This is a genomic window from Streptomyces sp. NBC_00258 (genome assembly GCF_036182465.1).
Taxonomy (GTDB): Bacteria; Actinomycetota; Actinomycetes; order Streptomycetales; family Streptomycetaceae; genus Streptomyces.
Window position 1 is genome coordinate 6,245,918 of the sequence record NZ_CP108081.1, and the last position, 20,164, is coordinate 6,266,081.

Consider the following 20,164-nt stretch of genomic DNA (forward strand, 5'->3'; position numbering starts at 1 on the left):
TTTTCCCATGGGCCGTCAGGGCACCATAAGCGGTGCCTGTGACTCCGGGATCTTCATTTATATCGGACAGGTCTGACAAAACCATCGCATGCACCACGCCACCGCTCTCACGCCTACCCACTCGCGATGGCACCATGACGCGGTGACCCACGCACGACAGCACCTGACCCAGGTCGTCGCCCACCGCGGGGCCTCCGAAGAGGCCCCGGAGCACACCCTGGCCGCGTACGAGAAGGCGATCGAGGACGGGGCGGACGCCCTGGAGTGCGATGTACGGCTGACCGCGGACGGACATCTCGTCTGTGTCCACGACCGCCGCGTCAACCGCACCTCCAACGGCCGCGGCGCCGTCTCCGCCCTGGAGCTCGCCGACCTCGCCACCCTGGACTTCGGCTCCTGGAAGAACCGCGACGAAGCGCCCGACTGGGAACAACAGCGGCCCCCGTCCTGGGAGCAGCAGTCCGTCCTCACCCTGGAGCGCCTGCTCGAACTCGTCGCCGACGCCGGCCGCCCCGTACAGCTCGCCATCGAGACGAAGCACCCCACCCGCTGGGCGGGCCAGGTCGAGGAGCGCCTGCTCGTACTGCTGAAGCGCTTCGGCCTGGACGCCCCGCCCTCGGCCGCCGAATCGCCCGTGCGCGTCATGAGTTTCTCGGCGCGCTCGCTGCACCGCGTCCGTGCCGCGTCCCCGACGCTGCCGACGGTCTATCTCATGCAGTTCGTCTCGCCCCGGCTGCGCGACGGACGGCTGCCCGCGGGTGTGCGGATCGCGGGACCCTCGATGCGCATCGTCCGCAACCACCCGGCGTACATCGAACGCCTGAAGCGTGCCGGACATCACGTTCACGTATGGACGGTGAACAAGCCCGAGGACGTCGATCTCTGTGTCGGGCTGGGCGTCGACGCCATCATCACCAACCGCCCGCGCGCGGTGCGCCACCAGCTGGGCCGCTGACCTGGGGCCCAGCAGGGCCTCCTGTGCGGCTACCCCCACGCCTCGGCCACACCGTCGAATTCAGGCCACACGGTTACAGGGAGTGCTCCGGCGCGTTCGGTCCGTATTCGATCGTTACGAGTGCGTCACTGCACGTGCATTGGCCGGTTTCCGGTCCAGTCCAGGGGGGCATTCACACCGTGGCGTGGGGCAAAGGAGGTCTCGGGGGTGGCGTTGGTGGTGGCACAGGAGGTGCCCACGTCGTCGAGCATGGCCGTACCCCATGGCCCTGCGGGCGTGGGGGAAGCAAGACACCGGATGCGGGCTCAGCTGCGCACCGGCGGTGTGGCGGAAACGGTCATCGACGATGCCGTACTGATCCTTTCCGAACTACTGAGCAACGCCTGCCGACACGGCAGGCCGTTGGGTGACGCACTGGCGGGGGACGGCGACGTCCGGGCCGCGTGGCGCGTCGAACCGACCGGCAGGCTCACCGTCGAGGTGACGGACGGCGGTGGTCCGACCCGTCCGGTTCCGGCCACACCCTCGGTCACCGCGCGCGGCGGCCGCGGGCTGAACATCATCACGGCACTGGCCGACGACTGGGGTGTCCGGGACGACGCCCGCGGTGAGGTCACGGTGTGGGTGGTCGTGCACAAGGACGCACACGCGGCTCATCGCCGCGCCGACTTCGCCGCGCGTGTCACGGCCCCGTCGGTGTCCGCGATACCCGACCTCGACTTCGGGAACGCATTCGACACCCTGGACTGAGAACGAACCGGACCGACGAACGGCCCGAGCCAAGAATCCGCCGCCCCCCGATACGGCCCGAGCCCCACACGGCCCGAAGCCAGGACGACCTGGTCCGAAGCAGCCCGAAGCAGACGGAAGCACTGGTTCAAGGACGAACCGAATCACCGCTTCCGGGACGACTCGGCACGTTGTCCACAGGGTCCCGTGACTCCCCGTACGAGCGGCTAGGCTCGCGCCCGTACGAGTCGAGCCGTAACCGGGAGACATCCACGATGGCCAAGAAGCGACCCCAGACGAAGGCCAAGCAGCCTCAGCTGACGGATGGAGAGATCCCGGTCGTCGGGGCGCGCGAGCCCTGCCCATGCAACAGCGGCCGCCGTTACAAGGCCTGTCACGGACGGGCCGCCGCGCACGCCGTGACCGAGCTGGTGCACCGCCCCTTCGAGGCACTGGCGGGCGAGGGCGACTGGGTCGCGCTGCGCGAGCTGGTGCCCGCGGCCACTGTCGAACTGCATCTGAAGGAGGCGCTCCCGGAGGGCGTCCCGTCGGTCACGCTCGCGACGGTGCTGCCGATGGCGTGGCCCGCGCTGCGCCGCGAAGACGGTTCGGTCCTGATCGGCCTGCAGAACGACACCGCGTCCGGTGACATCAGCCGCGACCTGGCCGACACCCTCACGCGCGCGCTCACCGCGGAGCCCGGCACTCCGGTCCAGGGCCGCCGCGCCCCGGCCGACGGACCGCGGCTGCAGGACCTCCTCGACCCCGAAGGCGCGTTCGAGCCAGTTGTGCACCCGGGGTTCGAATTCTGGGTTCCGGACGCGCAGAACGCGACCACGGAGGTGACCGCCTCCCTGGAGCGCGCGAACGCCGCCGCCATCCCGACCGTGAAGCTCGCGGGTGTCGACGCCGCGTACTGGTGCGAGACGCCCGACAAGAACCACCTGCGCTGGGTCATGCCGCACCCGGAGGAGCAGCTTCTGGACGCGCTCGCCCGGCTGCACGCCGCGGGCCGGTCGAGCCTCGGCGACGGCACCCGTCTCGTGGGCTCCTTCCGTGCCCACGGCCTCACGGTGCCGGTCTGGGACCTGCCGACCGGCGTCTCGGCGGACGATGTCGAGAAGCCGGCGGCCGAGTTCGCCGAGCGGCTCGCCACCGCGCTGGCCTCGGACGCGCCGCTCACCGCGGACGAGCGCCGGGCGCGCGGCGGTCTCACCAACCGGCAGGTCACGCTCAGCTGAGACACAGCTGACACCCAGATCGGACTGGCCGACCGGTCAGTCGGCCGACAGGGTCGTGGACCGGGTGACTCCTGTCACAACTCCCCGTTGCGGCAGGGAAGTCGGTGTCCGAATAGCCGAGATCGAATTTGCGAACCGCCGATCTCTTGTTACCGTTCCATTAGCCCGGTTGCTGGTGCATCCCCCGTCGCCAGCAACCGGGTCTTTTCATTCCCGGATCCGGGCCCCATGCCGGCTGAAGCCTCAACGCGCAGTCTGCGCAGGTGAGTTGCTCCCCGAGCGCAACAACAGCGGCCCCTCGTCCCCCTTCGCGAACTCCACGACCGCCGTGTACGCACCCGCGTCCCCCGCCGTGCGCTCCCGCGGTGTCTCGCACACCCCCGGCTCGTCGTCCGCGCCCACGGCGCAGTGCATCCGTACCGTGCGGTCCGAGGGCCCCATGAGGGTCAGTACGGACGTGAGATCGCCGCCGGTCGCGTTGCGGTAGTACGTACGCGCCCAGGTGTCCCGTCCCTGTGTCAGCACGCAGGTCTGTGCCTCGATGCCGTCGGGGGACGCGAGTTCGGGACCGCAGCGGGCGGCCGTGGCGAGGCCCAGGCCGAGCGTCAGGGGGCTCTCGGAGGGCGCGGAACGAGGCTCGGGCGCCTTTGGTGCGCCGGCGCGACCGGTGGCGGCAGCAGGCGCGTCGTCGGAACCACGGGCGCCCGAGGCGCGTACGGCGTCGTCGGAGGCGCGTGAGCCGTCGTCGGAGGTCCGTGGGGTCGCGGAATCCACGTCACCCACAGGTCCCGCGGAGGCCACGGCCAGTGGCAGAGCGGCCATGAGCGCCACCACGCCCGCCAGCGCGATCGGGCGGACTCTTCGAGGGCCTGGGGCTCGTCGTCCCCGGGAGTGGCGCAGCATGAAAGGAACATAACGAGCGAGAGCGGGCGCGCGGCTCGCCGCGCGCCCGGTTTCCCTACAACTCGGGGGCGCTCACACCCGTACGGGTGAGGGCCTCCACCACGGCGTCCACGACTGCCTCGACATCGGGCACCCAGGGGGCGGCCGAGCCGGGCAGCGGAGCCCGCTCCCAGCGGAGCTGACCCTGGCCGGTCTCGGACGGAGGCAGCGCCACATAGCCGCCCTCTCCGTGGAAGCGCAGCGAGCCAGGAACGTGGTCCTGGGCGTAGAGCAACTCGCCGAGCTGCTCCAGGGAGTACGGCTTCACGAGCAGCGCCCAGCGCGTCGGGGACGCGATCACGGGGCCGAGGCGCATCCCCATGTGGTCGAGCGCGAGGAGCGCGCGGGACGCGGCGAGCGCCGGCAGGCTCACCGCACAGGGGGCCTTGTCCCCGGTGGCCAGGATGATCGGCGCCGCGGGCCGGTTCGTCCACCACCAGCGCACCATCCGCTCGTCGGTGGTGGCCGCAAGGAGGCCGGGGTCGAAGGGATGGGCACCGGGCACTGTGCATTCCGGGTCGGGACACGCACAGCGGGCCCGCCCCTGCGGGTCCGCCGCCACTCCCGGGAGTACGGGCCACTGCCATGCGGTCGCGAAGGTCAGGGCCGCGCCGAGCATCTCAGGCTGTCCGCCGTTTCGCTTGGACAGGAGCCTGCGTCGCCTTCCGAGGATCTCGCGCATGAGCGCTCGTTCCTTTCCGTTGCACGCCTGGCAACACCGAGGACCACATCACATCATGTGTCGATCACTTCACTGTGCGTACCTACTGGCGCATCACACCCCCGTCCGAGACAAGGGGAACCCGTATGGGCCGAGCGTTGGGCTGTGTCCGTGTCCATACTGCGTCTGGCTAAAGCACGGGCATGGCGTGGGGTGGCGAGGCCTGGCGTTTGCCGTCGCGCGTATTTCTCGCCGCCTCCGCCACGGGAGGATGGGGCACGGTCGTCGATGGTTAAGACGCCCGGGTCCGTCGCCAGGTTCCGGGACGATCCCAACCATCCCTGGCCTTCACCGAGTACGTACCCATCACGACCGCTGTGACGCTCCGTCGAACAAGGCCAGTCGACCTCAATACGCCGAGACTCGAGTCAGTTTTAAGCCAACTTTGCATTTCCGCAACGGTCCCACGGACACCAGGAATCCCGGCAGGACAATGCTGGACATCCCCTCACGAGTGCGTGTACATGTGGAGACACTGCTAGCGGCGCAGAATGACATGGGGGTTTGCGATGCTATTGAGCAATACGCACCGGTCGGAAAGCCGGACGCCATGAACGCCCCTCACCTCCCGAAAGTGGCCGGAATCGATTCAACGGTTCCATCGCCCGCACACACTGTCGCGCCCGCGCCTGCCGCCCCGGGTACCTCTTCGACCACTTCTCCACACGCCCCCGGGGCCGTTCTCCAGGACAGACTCGCAGGTTGGGTCTCTGATCTCACCACTCTGCACGAGCTGACCGAGCGCCTGGCGCGCACCGCCGCACTGCCGGACGCGCTGCAGGAGCTGCTGCGCGCCGGAGCCGCCCTCGTGGGCGCCCGGCGCGGTCTCGTGGTCCTGGAACCGGGCGACGGACTCGGCCCCGACACGACCATCGGCCTGGGACTCGCCCGAGCCGATCTCGGCCACATCGAGACCGTCCCGCGCAGCGCCATGTCGTACGGCAAGATCCTCGACGGTCTCCCCGGGGGCGAGGGCGAGATCTCCCAGCCGGATCTCCTGTCCGAGGACGGCCTCGACCCGCGCCACCGCGAGGTCGCCGCCCGCCTCGGCTACGCCGCGAGCTACGCGCTCCCGCTGTCCACGGAGGCGGCGGGCCGCCTGGGCGCCGCCGTGTGGCTGTACGACGAGCCCGCCGAGCCGGTCGAGCGCCAGCGGCACCTGGTGGGTCTGTACGCGCGCTACGCGGCCGAGCACCTGGCCCGGCTGGTGGAACTGGACCGCACGCGCGCGTGCATGGCGACCATCTCCGAGGAGCTGCTCCCCTCGCGGCTGCCCCGTGTCTCCGGCGTCCAGCTCGCCGCCCGGCACCGCACGGGGCCGCGCGGCGGCGGCGACTGGTACGACGCGCTGCCGCTGCCCGACGCCGCGCTCGGCCTCGCGGTCGGGTCCGTCACCGGGTCGGGGCCCAGTGCGGTCGCCGCGATGGGCCGGCTGAGGGCCTCCCTGAGGGCGTACGCGGTGATGGAGGGCGAGGACCCGGTCGCCGTCCTGTCCGACCTCGAACTGCTGCTGCGGCTGACCGAGCCCGCCCGTTCCGCCACCGCCCTGTTCGCGTACTGCGAGCCCGCGCTGCGCAAGGTCACGCTCGCCGGGGCCGGGCACAGCCCGCCGCTGGTGATCGGCGAGCGGCGCACGGAGTACGTGGAGACGTCCCTGTCGGCGCCCCTGGGGATGCTCGCCTGCTGGGAGGCGCCGAGCGTGGAGTTCCAGGCCGAGGCCGGAGAGACGGTTCTGCTCTACACGGACGGGCTGCTGCACCGCACCGGCGACCCCATGGACCGTGCCTTCTCGCGGCTGCACGCGGCCGCCGCGTCCGTGCCCAGGGCGCTGCGCACCGACCCGGGCGCGGTCGCCGATCACGTCCTGCGGAGTGTGCTGCCGGACGGGCTCGACGTCGCCGACAGCGACGAGGACGTGGTGCTCCTGGCGGCACGCTTCGAGTGAGCGTCCCTTCGGGCGAGCCCCGCGTGACAGGTCCTCCGGCCCTGGGCGTCCTTCCGTACGACCGTACGATGGAGGGCGTCCAGAGTCGTATCGAGGAGGCAGACCGTGTCGGAGGCGCTCAACCCGGAGACCCCGGAAGCTGTGCTTGACGATGACGCCGACCAGGCTGATGAAGAAAAGCTGATCAAGCCGCGCAAGAACGGCCTGTACCCGGGCGTGTCCGACGAGCTGGCCGAGAGCATGAAGTCCGGCTGGGCCGACACCGAGCTGCACGGCCTGGAGCCGATCCCGCAGGCCGCGTACACCGCCGCCCGCCGTGCCGCGCTCTCCGCGCGCTTCCCGGGCGAGCGCCTGGTGATCCCGGCGGGCAACCTGAAGACCCGCTCGAACGACACGGAGTACCCCTTCCGTGCGTCGGTCGAGTACGCGTACCTGACCGGCAATCTGACCGAGGACGGCGTCCTGGTCCTGGAGCCGAGGTCCGACGGCCACAAGGCCACGATCTACCTGCTGCCGCGCTCCGACCGTGAGAACGGCGAGTTCTGGCTCTCCGGCCAGGGCGAGCTGTGGGTCGGCCGCCGCCACTCCCTGACCGAGGCCGGGCAGTTGTACGGCATCCCGGCCTCCGATGTCCGTGAACTCGCCGACGCGCTGCGCGAGGCGACCGGCCCGGTGCGGGTCGTGCGCGGCTACGACGCCGGCGTCGAGGCGGCCCTCACCGACAAGGTGACCGCCGAGCGCGACGAGGAGCTGCGGGTCTTCCTCTCCGAAGCACGGCTGGTCAAGGACGAGTTCGAGGCCGGCGAGCTGCAGAAGGCCGTCGACTCGACGGTCCGCGGTTTCGAGGACGTGGTGAAGGTCCTCGACAAGGCGGAGGCCACGTCCGAGCGCTACATCGAGGGCACGTTCTTCCTGCGTGCGCGGGTCGAGGGCAACGACGTCGGGTACGGCTCCATCTGCGCCGCCGGGCCGCACGCGTGCACGCTGCACTGGGTGCGCAACGACGGGCCCGTGCGCTCCGGTGACCTGCTCCTGCTCGACGCGGGCGTGGAGACCCACACGCTCTACACCGCCGACGTCACGCGCACGCTGCCGGTCAACGGCACGTACAGCGAGATCCAGAAGAAGATCTACGACGCCGTGTACGAGGCCCAGGAGGCCGGTATCGCGGCCGTGCAGCCGGGCGGCAAGTACCGCGACTTCCACGACGCCTCGCAGCGTGTGCTGGCCCGGAAGCTGGTCGAGTGGGGGCTCGTGGAGGGCCCCGTGGAGCGTGTTCTGGAGCTGGGGCTGCAGCGGCGCTGGACGTTGCACGGCACCGGTCACATGCTCGGCATGGACGTCCACGACTGCGCGGCCGCGCGGACGGAGACGTACGTGGACGGCACGCTGGAGCCGGGCATGTGCCTGACCGTCGAGCCGGGGCTGTACTTCCAGGCGGACGACCTGACCGTGCCCGAGGAGTACCGGGGCATCGGCGTCCGTATCGAGGACGACATCCTCGTCACGGAGGACGGCAACCGGAACCTGTCCGCCGGGCTGCCTCGCCGGTCGGACGAGGTCGAGGCGTGGATGGCATCCCTCAAGGGCTGACACGACATGGGCTGACATGACATGAATGGCCGGGTACCAGTGTGGTGCCCGGCCATACGTCTGCGTGCGGTCGGTGGCTGGTCGTGTCCCCGGCGGCGCAGCCGCACGATGTCACGGCCCCGCGCCCCTGAAAGATAGGGACGCGTTTCACTGAGGGGGACTTGTCTGTGGACGCGTTCTGGTCCGGCGTCGGTGTCGATCTGCACCTCGAACCCGACGCCGCCGACGGGCGCCGGGCCGGGCTCGAACGGGCGTTGCGCGATGCCGTACGGGACGGGCGGCTGGCGCCCGGGACGCGGTTGCCGGCGACACGGCGGCTCGCGACCGAGCTCGGGATCTCGCGCGGGACGGCCAAGTCGGCGTACGACCAGCTGATCGCCGAGGGGTATCTGACCGCGCGGCAGGGGTCCGGCACGCAGGTCGCCCCGCTGCCCTCCCCGGCCGAGGACGCGCCGGAGGCGACCGCACGCGCGCGTGCACCCCGTTTCGATCTGCGGCCCGGCAGCCCCGACGTCGGTACGTTCCCGGCGGCGGCCTGGCTGCGCGCGCTGCGCCGGGCCATCGCGAGCGCGCCCTCCCTGGCCTACGACTACGGGGACCCGCGCGGCCGGATCGAGCTGCGGACGGCGTTGTCGGGGTACCTGGGGCGGGCGCGCGGGGTGATCGCGCCGCCCGAGCGGATCGTCGTGACCTCCGGGTACGTGCAGGGGCTCGCGCTCCTCACGTGCGTGCTGGACGCCGGAGTGATCGCCATGGAGGACCCCGGCCTCCCCTTCCACCGGGACGTGGTGCGGCACAACGGCGGAACCGTGGCTCCTGTGGAGGTCGATGAACGGGGCGCTTCGGTACGGGGGTTGGGCGACGCGGCGGCCGTCGTCCTCACGCCCGCGCACCAGTACCCGACCGGGGTGACCCTGCACCCGGAGCGGCGGCGTGCGCTCACCGACTGGGCACGCGCGCGTGGAGGGCTGATCGTCGAGGACGACTACGACGGGGAGTTCCGCTACGACCGGCAGCCCGTGGGCGCCCTCCAGGGGATGGCACCCGGACATGTCGTCTACCTGGGGACGGCGTCCAAGACGCTCGGGCCCGCGCTGCGGCTCGGCTGGATGGTTCTGCCGCCCCATCTCGTGGACGCGATCGCCGACGCCAAGCTGCACACCGACCACCACACGGAGTCCATCGGCCAGCTTGCCCTCGCCGAAATGATCACCAGCCACGCCTACGACCGGCACGTTCGCGCGTGCCGCCTGCGGTATCGGCGGCGACGGGACCAGTTGCTGGACCGGCTGGGGACGCGGCGCGGTGTACGGGGCATCGCGGCGGGGCTGCACGCGCTGATCGACGTGACCGACGAGGGCACGGCGCTGTCGCGGGCCGCGGAGGAGGGGCTCGCGGTGGGGAACCTCGGGGAGCACTGGCACACGGCGGGCGACGAACGTCCGCAGGGGCTCGTGGTCGGGTACGGGACGCCTCGCGAGCGGGTTTACCCGGCGGCGTTGGAGGCGTTGGGGCGGGTGCTGGAGGGGGCCTGAGGGCGGGTCCGGGTCTTGGGTTCGGGTCTTGGGTTCGGGGTGGAATTGGGCCAGGAAAGTTCATGAATATTGGACCTGTTGAGGGTTCCATTCCGCTCGTAGCGTCATAGTCATGACGAACCGAGTCGCACCCGCCGGAGCCCTCGCGAAGACGAGCCGCGTGATCCCGCCCGCTGGTCCGCAGCGCGTTCTGGCCCTGGCCCAGTTGAGCAACTCCGTCGGGGACGGTGCCTACTACGTCACGTCCGCCCTCTACTTCACCCATGTCGTCGGGCTCGCCCCCGCGCGCGTGGGGCTCGGACTCACAATCGCGTGGGCGGTCGGTTCGCTGGTGGGTGTGCCCCTGGGACGGCTCGCCGACCGGCGCGGGCCGCGCGGCACGGCGGTGCTGCTGGCGCTCGCGACGAGCGTCGCGGTGGCGTCCTTCCTCGTCGTACGCGGCTTCGTGCCGTTCGTGCTCGCGGCGTGCGTGTACGCCTCCGCGCAGTCGGGGCTCGCGGCGGCCCGGCAGGCCCTGCTGGCCGGTCTGGTGTCCCGGGAGGAGCGGACGGGACTGCTCGCGCACCTCCAGTCGACGCTCAACGCCGGTCTCGCGGTGGGAGCGGGGCTCGGCGGACTCGCGCTGCACGTGGGAACGCGGGAGGCATACCTCGGGGTGTTCGCACTGGACGCGGTGAGCTTCCTGCTGTGCGCCGCGGTGCTGCTGCGGCTGCCCGTCGTGAAGGCGGTGCACGCGCGTGTGGCCGACGAGAAGGGACGGGGCGACGCCCTCGGAGTGCTGCGCGATCGCCCGTACGCCCTGGTGACGCTCCTCAACACCGTGCTGTTGCTGCGGATGCCGCTGCTGAGCCTGGGCATCCCGCTGTGGATCTCCGAACGGACCGAGGCGCCGACCTGGCTGGTGTCCGCGCTGTTCGTGCTCAACACCGGCGCGGTGATGCTCTACCAGGTGCGGATGGCACGCGGGGTGCGGGGACCGGTGTCGGCCACGCGCGCGGTGCGGCGTTCGGGGCTCGTGATGCTGGCGTCGTGCGCGGTGTTCGCGCTGTCGGCCGGGGTCTCGCCCTGGGTGGCGGTCGCCGTGCTGACGGTCGGCGCGGTGCTCCAGGTCGTCGCCGAGATGCAGCAGTCGGCGGGTTCCTGGCAGCTGTCGTTCGACCTCGCCCCCGCCGACCGGGTGGGCGAGTACCAGGGCTTCTTCGGTACGGGCGTGACGGTGGCGCGGACCGCGGGGCCGCTGGTGCTGACGTCGCTGCTCGTGGGGTGGGGAACGCCCGGGTGGCTGCTCCTGGGCGGCCTGATGCTGGCGGCCTCGTACGCGATGGGGCCGGCCGTGCGGTGGGCGACGGACAGCCGGCCCGCCGCCGCACCGATGGTCAGGCAGCCAGTACCGGTGAACTGACCATCACCGGCAGCGAGTCCACGAATAGGGCCCCCGCGAGCAGCCCACTGCTTCCGCGGGGGCTCCACGCGCGAGCGTGGAGGTCGTCGTCGAAGGCGGCCAGCGCCGCGCGGCCCGCTCCTGTGGACGTACTGCCCGCTGCCAGGACTCCACGGGCGCCCGCCTGGACGTGCCGCAGGCCGTGAGGGCCCACCGTGTAGAGCAACTCCGTGTCCTGGAGCGTCGACATCACGGTCAGCAGGGCGTCGAGCCGGGCGTACGGCTCGGGGGCGCCCGCCGAGCGGGCCGTGGCCAGCGCCTCCAACGCCCGTCGTACGTGCGGGAATCCGGCCCTGGCCTCGCCTCTCGCTCCGGCCGCGCCGTACTGCGCGGAGACCGACGAGCCTCGGGATGGCCGGCGCGGCGCACGCCGGTCGGGGTGCGCCGCGATCCGCTTGGCGGTCGCGGCCAGGTCGCGCCCGGTGGCGCGGGGTTCCAGGGCCGCGGCGGCGACCAGCAGGCCGAGCACCCACAGGGCTCCGCGGTGACCGCCGCCCGCCAGGGCCACCGAGTGCTCGGTGGAGCGCCCGATCGCGCCGAGCTCCGCCCTCAGTTCCGGTGTCGCCGAGCCGGTGCGGCGGGCGGCTGCCGCCATGGCCGCGAGGCCGGGCGCCAGCGCCTTGGCCGACCAGCGCAGGGAGCAGTGGTCCTCGCCGGTCGCGCGGGCGCCGAGATCGCGCGGGTCGGGCAGTCCGGGCTTGGGGGCCAGCGCCAGGTGCCCGGTCAGTGCGGTCACCGCGGCGTGGGCGAGCGTCTCGTCCTCACGGCTGCTCATCGAGACTTCACGGCCTCTCATCGACGTAAACGCTTACGAGGAGGAGTCGGTGGAGGACGCCGACGCGCTCGGGGCGTCGCTGGGGGCATCGCCGGGCGCGCCGCTCGGGGGCGTACCGCCGCCACCGCCACCGCTGCCCGCGCCCGTGTTCTCGGCGTCCGGGTCGATGCCTAGGGTGATGGACCCCTTGTAACCCTTGGAGGGGTCCTTCTTGTGGACGGGCTTCAGGGTGAGCAGGCCGCTGGAGGCCCCTCCGCCGTCGTAGACCATGTCGTCGTCGAGCTTGGTCCAGGTGCCGGTGTGCTGCGAGTACGGCTCCAGCTCGAAGATCTGCTCGGCCACGGCGTCGTCGAAGAAGAGCTGGCCGGTGAAGTTGACCTTGCCTCCCTCGTAGGTGCCGTCCTCCTTCTCGCCGCCGGTGTGCACCTTCACGCGGATGTGGCAGGTCCGCGGCGTGTACCAGCCGGGGACGATCGTCTCGAACTTGACTACCCCGTTGGCGTTGGCGACCTGGTAGCCGCGCAGGTACGTCTTGTCGTCGGCGGTCGAGCCGTCCTCGCTCTCGGCGGGCGCCGAACCGCCGGGGTTGGCGGTCGTGTAGCCGGAGTAGTAGCCCCAGGCGTCGCAGTGCCAGATCTCCACGGCCGCGCCGGCCACCGGGGCACAGGACTCGGTGGTGTCCTGCACCGTGATGCGCAACGTCAGCGGGACGCCGCTCTTGCCCTCGGTGATGTTCTTCCGCACGAGAGCGCCGTCCAGGTAGTACGGGCCCTCCGTGACACTGGACATGAGGACACAGGTGCCGCTGCTCGAACCGGCGGACGCGCTCGCGGCGGCCGTCTCCGTGGCCGTGGCGGTCGTCCCGTCGGCGAAGGCGGACTGGTATCCGGCGATCGCGAGCCCGCCGGCCGCGACCGTGCCTCCGGTGACCGCGATCGCGCGGCGCCGGGTGATCGTCGTGTCTTTGTGTGTTCCCGTCATGCCGGGAAAGTTAGGGACACCGCCCGTCAGGAACATGGGGGGCGGCTGTGAGGACCCTGAGAATGCCGGAGAGGCCGAAGCCGGCGGGAAAACACCCCTCCTGGTGCGTCAGAAGGCTCTCTATGTGGCCACCAGCGGCGCGTCCTCGCGCCACTTGAGCATCTTGTCGAAGCTGACCACCGCACCGCCCCGGCCCGGCTTGTTGCCGATGTGGACGTGGTCGGCGAGCTCCTGGATCAGACAGAGACCCCGGCCGTTCTCGGCGTCACTGTGGGCGGGGCGGACGGGGGCCCGTCCCCGGCCCGACGGGAACCCGGGTCCGGAGTCGGCCACTTCGATGCGGCACGTCTCGCCGTCCAGATAGGCCGTGACCCGGTAGGCCTCGCCGGACTCCCCATGGACGGACTCACCCCCGTGCTCGACGGCGTTGGCGCAAGCCTCGCTCAGCGCGACGGAGAGGTCGTAGGAGATGTCGGGATCCACCCCTGCCGACTCCATCGTGCCGAGCAGCAGGCGCCGGGCGAGCGGCACGCTCGCCGCCTCACGCCGGAGATGGAGGGACCACCAGATGCTCATGCTCCAGCCTCCTGGCCGCGGCTCGACATACCGATACGTATTGCCGCACAGGGCCGGGTGTAAGCGTGTCGTTGACGTGATGCCGCCCATTCGGGGGATGTGCCGGCGCCATCCGCCGGTGTATGTGCGTACTACCAGTGCCAGAACGTGACCTTCCGGAACGTACGTCACCTTGTGGACCTGCCGTGTGGAGCGGGTGAGCCCAGTGCGATGATGAGCCCGCCATGACTGCCCCCCACCAGCGCGCGCGCACCGGAGGTGATCTCCGGGTCCTGAGGGCCGCGGTGTTCACCGCGGTCTGTGTCGTGCTGGCCGCGGCCGGTCATGCGATCGTCTCCTGTGCCGCGGTTCCCCTGTGGTCGCTGGGTGCCGGATTCCTCGCCGTCTTCGCCGTCGCGGCACCGCTCGCCGGACGTGAGCGCTCCCTGCCGGGCATCGCCGTGCTCCTCGCGGTCGGCCAGACCGCACTGCACACGCTCTTCGGACTCGGTCAGCACGGCACGACGGCGACGGCGTCCGCGGGCGTGGACGCCTCGCTCGTGGCCCGGGCCGCCCGGCTGGTGTGCGGCGCGTCCGTCGCGACGCTCAGCCCCGCCCAGGCCCAGCGGATCCTCGCCGACGCCCGGCTGGACACGGTCGGAACGGGCGGGCCCGGCGGGTCGGGCACGGCCCACGCGGCACACGAACAGGCGGGCGCCATGGCGTCGGCCGCCGCCGGAACCCCGATGTCGGCGCTGCCGTCGCTGTCGATGTTCCTCGGGCACGTCCTCGCGGCCGCCGCCACCGGATGGCTGCTGCGCCGCGGGGACGTCGCACTGCGGCGCCTCCTGCGCCTCTCGGCGCACGGAGTGGCCGAAGGAGCGCTCGTCTCCCTGCGCGGGGCCCTGGCGCTCGTACGCGCCCTGCTGGCGGGGCTCCCGGGCACGTCCCCCGAGGCGCCGCGCGTCCCGCGGGCCACGGAGTACGTGCCACCGGCCGTGCCCGCGACCGCTCTTCAGCACTCGGTCGTGCGGCGCGGTCCGCCGGCCGACGGGGTTCTCACCCTCGCCGCCTGACGCGACGCACCACTCTGGACGTATCACTCCCGGGGTGCCGTCGTGCGGCACGCGCGCGTGCCCGCTCTTTCACACGCGCAACCCCGTTCTGCCACCGAACCAGTGCTGAAAGTGGAGTGTCACTGCCATGAAGGCTTCCCGTATCGCCGCGACCGGTGCCGTCGCCGCTTCCGCCGTCCTCGTCCTGTCCGGCCCCGCGTTCGCGCACGTCAGCGTGCAGCCCGAGGGCGCGGCCGCCAAGGGCGGCTACGCGACCGTCAACTTCAAGGTGCCGAACGAGCGCGACAAGGCCTCGACCACCAAGCTCGAAGTGAACTTCCCGGCCGACCACCCGCTCGCCTCGGTGATGCCGCAGGCCGTCGACGGCTGGACCGTCAAGGTCACCAAGTCCAAGCTCGAAAAGCCGCTCGAACTGCACGGCGAGAAGATCAACGAGGCCGTCACCAAGGTCACCTGGACCGCCGACGGCAAGGGCATCCAGCCCGGCTACTTCCAGAAGTTCCCGCTCTCCATCGGCGCACTGCCCGAGAACACCGACGAGCTGGTGTTCAAGGCGATCCAGACGTACTCCAACAAGGAGGTCGTGCGCTGGATCGAGACCCCGACGAAGGGCGAGGAGGAGCCCGAGACGCCGGCTCCGGTGCTCGCCCTGTCCGCCGCCGAGGACGACCACCACGGATCCGCCTCCTCCGCCTCCGACGACTCCGCGGAGGCCGACGACGCGAAGGCCGCCGCCAACACCTCGACCACCGAGGCCGCCGCCTCCGACAGCAGCGACACCACGGCCCGCGTGCTGGGCATCGTGGGCATCGTCGTCGGCGTGGCGGGCGTGGCGTTCGGCGTACTCGCCGGTCGTCGGCGTACCGACGCCGCGTAAGCCAGGTCCCACCCACCGAAACCTCGGGACGCCCCACCGGGATCCCCGGCCGAATCCGTTTTCCGGCCGGGGGTCCGGCCCGCCGCACAGCGGCGATCGGGTGTGGTGTCCCGCCGGAGAATGCAAATGCGCAAGAAGACGTACGCCGCGGCCGCACTGCTCGCCGCGGCCGCACTGACCCTTTCCGCCTGCGGCAGCGGTGACGACGCCGACAACGCGGTCGCCGAGGTGTCCGAGGAGGCGGGCTCGGACAAGGCCGCGACGGTCCTCGACAAGCCGTTCGAGAAGCCGGACCTCGTCCTCACCGACACACACGGCAAGCAGTACGACCTCCGCAAGGAGACCAAGGGCAAGCCGACGCTGATCTACTTCGGCTACACCAACTGTCCCGACGTCTGCCCGCTGACGATGAACAACATCGCCGTCGCCGAGAAGCAGTTGGCTCAGAACAAGCAGGTGACGCAGGCCGAGAAGGACTCGCTCCGCATCGTGTTCGTCACCACCGACCCGGAGCGGGACACCTCCGCCGCGCTCGGCAAGTGGCTCAAGGGCATCGACCCCGACGTCGTCGGCCTGACCGGCTCCTTCGCCACTATCCAGGGCGGTGCACGAACGCTCGGCATCTCCATCGAGGCGCCGAAGAAGGACAAGACCGGCAAGGTCGTCTCGATGCACGGCACCCAGGTCATCGCCTTCTCCCCGAAGACCGACGGCGGATACGTGCTGTACGGCGAGGACGCCACCGTCGACGACTACACCAAGGACCTCCCCAAGCTGATCAAGGGCGAGAAGCCGTGACGCGTCGTACAGCGTCCGCGAAAGTGTCGACGGCGGCCTCGGCGGCTGCCCTCGTCATGGCCGCCGCCCTGGCCCTGGCGGGCTGCGGCGACTCGGACTCGGGCTCCTCGGAACCCGAACTGTCCTTCGGCTCCGTCTACATGCCGCAGCCGGTGTCGGACTCCATGGCGGCCGGTTTCCTGGTCGTCGCCAACGCCGGCGGAGCCGACGACAGGCTGTCCTCCGTCACCAGCGACATCGCCGGCGAGGTCACCCTCCACACGACGTCCGGGCAGTCGATGACCGAGGTCAAGAACCTCGACGTCCCCGGTCACGGGAAGCTCGTCCTGGAGAGCGGCGGCAACCACCTCATGTTCGAGAAGCTGAAGCGCAAGCCGAAGGAGGGCGACAAGGTGTCCCTGGAGCTGCACTTCACCAAGTCCGGGCCGATGAAGGTCGAGATGCCGGTGAAGTCCCCCACCTACCGGCCGACGACGACCACCAAATCGTCCATGCAGTCGTCCTCGACGTCTCACCACTGAGGGAGGGACCAACCGTGAGTCAGACCATCGCTCCCCGCGTCCGGACGCTGCTGTTGCTGCTCCTCGCCGTCACCGGCGCGCTCCTCGCCGGGTCCGCGCCCGTCTCCGCGCACGCCGCCCTGACGGCGAGCGACCCCCAGCAGGGATCGGTGGTCAAGGAGGCGCCGGCCCAGGTGTCGCTCACCTTCTCCGAGGGCGTCGCGATGTCCGACGGCTCGGTGCGCGTGCTCGACCCCAAGGGCAAGCGTGTCGACACCGGAAAGACCAGCGAGCAGGGCACGAACACGTACTCCGTGAAACTGCACTCGGGCCTGCCGGACGGCACGTTCACCGTCACCTACCAGGTGGTGTCGGCGGACAGCCACCCCGTCTCCGGCGCCTTCACCTTCTCCATCGGGGCACCCTCGACGACCTCCGTCTCCGTGTCCGACAAGGAGGCCGGCGGCGGAGTGGTGGGCGGGCTCTACGGCTTCGCGCGCTATCTCTCGTACGCGGGCTTCATCCTCCTCGTCGGCGGCGCGGCCTTCGTGCTGGCCTGCTGGCAGCGGGGCACCGGGGAGCGGTCGGTGCAGCGGCTCGTGGTCTCCGGCTGGCTCGCGCTGACCGGGGCCACGCTCGCCATGCTGCTGCTGCGCGGCTCGTACACCGGCTCCGGGAAGGTCGGGGACATCTTCGACCTGACCCTGCTCAGCAACGTGCTGCAGACCAAGACGGGCGCGGCACTGGTCTCGCGCCTGCTGCTGCTCGCCGCGGGCGCCCTGTTCATCGCCGTCCTCTTCGGAGCGTACGAAAAGCGCGAGGACGAAGAGGAGAAGGGCGATCTGACCTTCGGGCTCGCCATCGGCGGGTTCGTCGTGGCGGCGGGTCTGGCCGCGACCTGGGCCATGGCCGAGCACGCCTCGACCGGTATCCAGACCGGAATCTCGATGCCCGTCGACGTGCTGCACCTGCTCGCCGTAGCCGTCTGGCTCGGCGGCCTGTCGACGCTCCTCGTGGCGCTCTACCGCGCGCCGTCCATCGAGCCGGCCGCCGTACGCCGCTTCTCCCGCATCGCGTTCGGCAGCGTGGCCGTGCTGGCCGCGACGGGCATCTACCAGTCGTGGCGCCAGCTCGGCTCCTGGTCCGCGTTCACCGGGACCTCGTACGGACAGCTGCTGCTCGTCAAGATCGGCCTGGTGGTCGTCCTCGTCGGCATCGCGTGGATCTCGCGGCGCTGGACGGCACGACTGTCGCAGGCACCGGCAGCGAAGGCCGTGAAGACCTCGGTGTCCACGCCGGTCAGGGCCACCGCGAAGACGTCGGCCAAGGCCTCGGCGAAGGCTTCGGTGAAGACCTCCGCGGCGACCTCGGAGAAGTCGGAGAAGGAGGACCGAGAGACCGAGGACGAGAAGGAGCCGGCCGCCGCGCCGGCGGGCGGCGAGGGCAAGCGGGCCACCCAACTGGCCCGGCAGCGGGCCGCGGTGGCCACCGCGCGCGAGAAGCGCCTGCGGGACGCCGATCCGCTCCGCTCGGGCCTGCGCCGCTCGGTGCTCGCCGAGGCGGGCGTCGCGGTGGTCCTGCTGGCCGTCACGACAGTGCTGACGTCCACCGAACCCGGGCGCACGGTGGAGGAGGCCGAGGCCGCCACCGCCGCCACCTCTCAGGAGGCCACCGGGGCGCTGGCCGTGGACATCCCGTTCGACACGGGCGGCAAGGACGGCAAGGGCCTCGCACGCGTCGAGATCGACCCGGCCCGCGTCGGCGGCAACGACATGCACGTCTACGTACAGCGGCCGAACGGCAAGGCCTTCGACATCCCCGAGGTCAAGGTCGCCTTCACTCTCAAGGCGAAGGACATCGGACCGCTGCCCGTGGTCCCCGACCGGATCGCCACAGGACACTGGACGGCGACCGGGGTACAGATCCCGATGGCGGGCAACTGGGCGATCGCGGTGACGGTGCGGACCTCCGACATCGACCAGGTGACCGTGGACAAGAACGCGCAGATCGGCTGAACGACACCATGGCTGAACAGTCCACTCCGGAGACGTCTTCCCCGGGTGCCCCCGCCGAAGGGGCACCCCCTCAGGGAGGCGTCTCCCAGAAAGCCGCCGCCGCAAAGGCCGCTCCCAAGGGGGCCTCTTCCGAAAATGCCCCTCCTAGGGAGGCCGTTTCCCAGGAGGCCTCCTCCAAGAGCGTCATTTCGCGGCGCCGTCTGCTCGGTACCGCCGGCGCCACCGGGCTCGCGCTCGGCGCCGCGGGCGGGGCCGCCGGGTACGCCGCGGCGCCCTCCGCCGACCGGACCGCGCTCCTCAGCTCGCTCGGCGCGGACGAGGTGATGTTTCACGGGAAACATCAGCCCGGCATCACGACCGCCCTGCAGGCCCGCGGCCACCTCGTCGCCTTCGATCTCGCGGCGGGCGCGGGCCGCAAGGAGGCGGTCGCCCTGCTGCGGCGCTGGTCGACGACGGCCCAGCGGCTGATGGCGGGCGAGGCGTCCGCGAGCGCCGACACGGACGTGGCGCGCGACTCCGGACCCTCGTCCCTCACGGTCACCTTCGGCTTCGGCCACAGCTTCTTCGCCCGTACGGGACTGGAGAAGCAGCGGCCGATCGCCCTCGACCCGCTGCCCGACTTCTCCTCGGACCACCTGGACAAGGCGCGCAGCAACGGCGACCTGTGGGTGCAGATCGGCTCGAACGACGCCCTGGTCGCCTTCCATGCCCTGCGCGCGATCCAGCAGGACGCGGGTCGGGCGGCGAAGGTGCGCTGGCAGATGAACGGCTTCAACCGCTCGCCGGGCGCCACCTCCCAGCCCATGACGGCCCGCAACCTGATGGGGCAGATCGACGGCACGCGCAATCCCAAGCCGTCGGAGCCCGACTTCGACCGGCGGATCTTCGTGCCCGATGCGGGCGACCCGTCGTGGATGACAGGCGGCTCGTACGCCGTCGTACGCCGTATCCGCATGCTCCTCGACGACTGGGAGCAGCTCTCGCTCAAGGCCCAGGAGGACGTGATCGGGCGGCGGAAGGCCACCGGGGCACCGCTCTCCGGCGGGACCGAGACGACCGAGATGGACCTGGAGAAGACCGACGCCGACGGCGGGCTCGTCGTCCCCATCAACGCCCATTCCCGTATCACCCGGCCCGACGAGAACGGTGGCGCCGCGATGCTCCGCAGGCCGTTCTCCTTCCACGACGGCATCGACTCGGACGGCGTTCCGGACGCGGGCCTGCTCTTCGTCTGCTGGCAGGCCGACCCGCTGCGCGGCTTCGTACCGGTGCAGCGCAAGCTCGACCGCGGTGACGCGCTGTCCACGTTCATCCGGCACGAGTCGAGCGGCCTGTTCGCCGTGCCGGGCGGGGCGGCGGAGGGGGAGTACGTGGGGCAGAAGTTGCTGGAGGGGTGAGATCCGCTCGCTGAGGCGACTGGGACGGCCGAGGTGGCAGGGGACCGGAAGCGGGAGCCGGGCCGCGCAAGGCCCATTAGGGTGAGGC

Annotated in this window: 18 protein-coding genes; 13 read left to right on the forward strand and 5 right to left on the reverse strand. The window is 71.2% G+C overall.

Annotated elements, in window-relative coordinates:
- The first annotated feature begins 142 nt into the window (after positions 1 to 142).
- The 3 genes from OG718_RS27885 (at position 143) to OG718_RS27895 (ending at position 2,925) form a co-directional block, all read left to right on the forward strand.
- Positions 143 to 955, forward strand: a complete 813-nt coding sequence (locus tag OG718_RS27885) for a glycerophosphodiester phosphodiesterase (protein ID WP_306938905.1) — start codon at positions 143 to 145, stop codon at positions 953 to 955.
- 120 nt (positions 956 to 1,075) lie between these two features.
- Positions 1,076 to 1,705, forward strand: a complete 630-nt coding sequence (locus OG718_RS27890) for an ATP-binding protein (RefSeq protein ID WP_143643385.1) — start codon at positions 1,076 to 1,078, stop codon at positions 1,703 to 1,705.
- 254 nt (positions 1,706 to 1,959) lie between these two features.
- Positions 1,960 to 2,925: a DUF5926 family protein gene (locus OG718_RS27895; RefSeq protein WP_143643384.1), complete on the forward strand. Its 966-nt coding sequence runs from the start codon at positions 1,960 to 1,962 to the stop codon at positions 2,923 to 2,925.
- A gap of 243 nt (positions 2,926 to 3,168) precedes the next feature.
- On the opposite strand, the gene OG718_RS27900 is transcribed toward OG718_RS27895, so the two are convergent.
- Together OG718_RS27900 and OG718_RS27905 are read right to left on the reverse strand one after the other, a co-directional pair.
- Positions 3,169 to 3,828: a hypothetical protein gene (locus OG718_RS27900; protein WP_443055147.1), complete on the reverse strand. Its 660-nt coding sequence runs from the start codon at positions 3,826 to 3,828 to the stop codon at positions 3,169 to 3,171.
- Between the two features lie 55 nt (positions 3,829 to 3,883).
- Positions 3,884 to 4,549, reverse strand: a complete 666-nt coding sequence (locus tag OG718_RS27905; protein WP_143643383.1) for a bifunctional DNA primase/polymerase — start codon at positions 4,547 to 4,549, stop codon at positions 3,884 to 3,886.
- Positions 4,550 to 5,021: 472 nt separating this feature from the next.
- Between OG718_RS27905 and OG718_RS27910 the strand changes: the two genes are divergently transcribed.
- The 4 genes from OG718_RS27910 (at position 5,022) to OG718_RS27925 (ending at position 11,063) form a co-directional block, all read left to right on the forward strand.
- A complete protein-coding gene (locus OG718_RS27910; protein WP_328845483.1) occupies positions 5,022 to 6,533 on the forward strand; it encodes a PP2C family protein-serine/threonine phosphatase in 1,512 nt (503 codons plus the stop codon).
- 105 nt (positions 6,534 to 6,638) lie between these two features.
- The gene (locus tag OG718_RS27915) at positions 6,639 to 8,126 is read left to right on the forward strand and encodes an aminopeptidase P family protein (RefSeq protein WP_143643381.1); all 1,488 of its coding nucleotides are present in this window, start codon (positions 6,639 to 6,641) and stop codon (positions 8,124 to 8,126) included.
- A gap of 167 nt (positions 8,127 to 8,293) precedes the next feature.
- The gene (pdxR, locus tag OG718_RS27920) at positions 8,294 to 9,661 is read left to right on the forward strand and encodes a MocR-like pyridoxine biosynthesis transcription factor PdxR (protein WP_143643380.1); all 1,368 of its coding nucleotides are present in this window, start codon (positions 8,294 to 8,296) and stop codon (positions 9,659 to 9,661) included.
- 112 nt (positions 9,662 to 9,773) lie between these two features.
- Positions 9,774 to 11,063 carry an MFS transporter gene (locus tag OG718_RS27925; protein WP_328845484.1) on the forward strand — a complete coding sequence of 430 codons (1,290 nt, stop codon included), beginning with the start codon at positions 9,774 to 9,776 and terminating at the stop codon, positions 11,061 to 11,063.
- Here the strand turns inward: OG718_RS27925 and OG718_RS27930 are convergent.
- The 3 genes from OG718_RS27930 to OG718_RS27940 form a co-directional block, all read right to left on the reverse strand.
- Positions 11,038 to 11,877: a triphosphoribosyl-dephospho-CoA synthase gene (locus tag OG718_RS27930; RefSeq protein ID WP_328845485.1), complete on the reverse strand. Its 840-nt coding sequence runs from the start codon at positions 11,875 to 11,877 to the stop codon at positions 11,038 to 11,040. The genes OG718_RS27925 and OG718_RS27930 overlap by 26 nt on opposite strands.
- 33 nt (positions 11,878 to 11,910) lie before the next feature.
- On the reverse strand, positions 11,911 to 12,858 hold the full coding sequence (locus tag OG718_RS27935; RefSeq protein ID WP_328845486.1) for an intradiol ring-cleavage dioxygenase: 948 nt from the start codon (positions 12,856 to 12,858) through the stop codon (positions 11,911 to 11,913).
- 120 nt (positions 12,859 to 12,978) lie between these two features.
- Entirely contained in the window at positions 12,979 to 13,434 is a 456-nt protein-coding gene (locus OG718_RS27940; RefSeq protein WP_143643376.1) for an ATP-binding protein, read from the reverse strand.
- Between the two features lie 224 nt (positions 13,435 to 13,658).
- Here OG718_RS27940 and OG718_RS27945 point away from each other — a divergent pair, with 224 nt between their 5' ends.
- From OG718_RS27945 to efeB, 6 genes are all read left to right on the forward strand, one after another.
- Positions 13,659 to 14,489 carry a hypothetical protein gene (locus OG718_RS27945; RefSeq protein ID WP_328845487.1) on the forward strand — a complete coding sequence of 277 codons (831 nt, stop codon included), beginning with the start codon at positions 13,659 to 13,661 and terminating at the stop codon, positions 14,487 to 14,489.
- Positions 14,490 to 14,616: 127 nt separating this feature from the next.
- Entirely contained in the window at positions 14,617 to 15,366 is a 750-nt protein-coding gene (locus tag OG718_RS27950; RefSeq protein ID WP_328845488.1) for a YcnI family copper-binding membrane protein, read from the forward strand.
- Positions 15,367 to 15,492: 126 nt separating this feature from the next.
- Positions 15,493 to 16,164, forward strand: a complete 672-nt coding sequence (locus OG718_RS27955; protein WP_306938913.1) for an SCO family protein — start codon at positions 15,493 to 15,495, stop codon at positions 16,162 to 16,164.
- Positions 16,165 to 16,220: 56 nt separating this feature from the next.
- Complete coding sequence (locus OG718_RS27960; RefSeq protein WP_143643436.1) at positions 16,221 to 16,685, forward strand: copper chaperone PCu(A)C; 465 nt, start codon at positions 16,221 to 16,223, stop codon at positions 16,683 to 16,685.
- A 14-nt stretch (positions 16,686 to 16,699) separates the two neighbouring features.
- Complete coding sequence (locus tag OG718_RS27965) at positions 16,700 to 18,679, forward strand: copper resistance protein CopC (protein ID WP_328845489.1); 1,980 nt, start codon at positions 16,700 to 16,702, stop codon at positions 18,677 to 18,679.
- Positions 18,680 to 18,687: 8 nt separating this feature from the next.
- On the forward strand, positions 18,688 to 20,076 hold the full coding sequence (efeB, locus tag OG718_RS27970) for an iron uptake transporter deferrochelatase/peroxidase subunit (RefSeq protein ID WP_328845490.1): 1,389 nt from the start codon (positions 18,688 to 18,690) through the stop codon (positions 20,074 to 20,076).
- Positions 20,077 to 20,164: the final 88 nt, after the last annotated feature.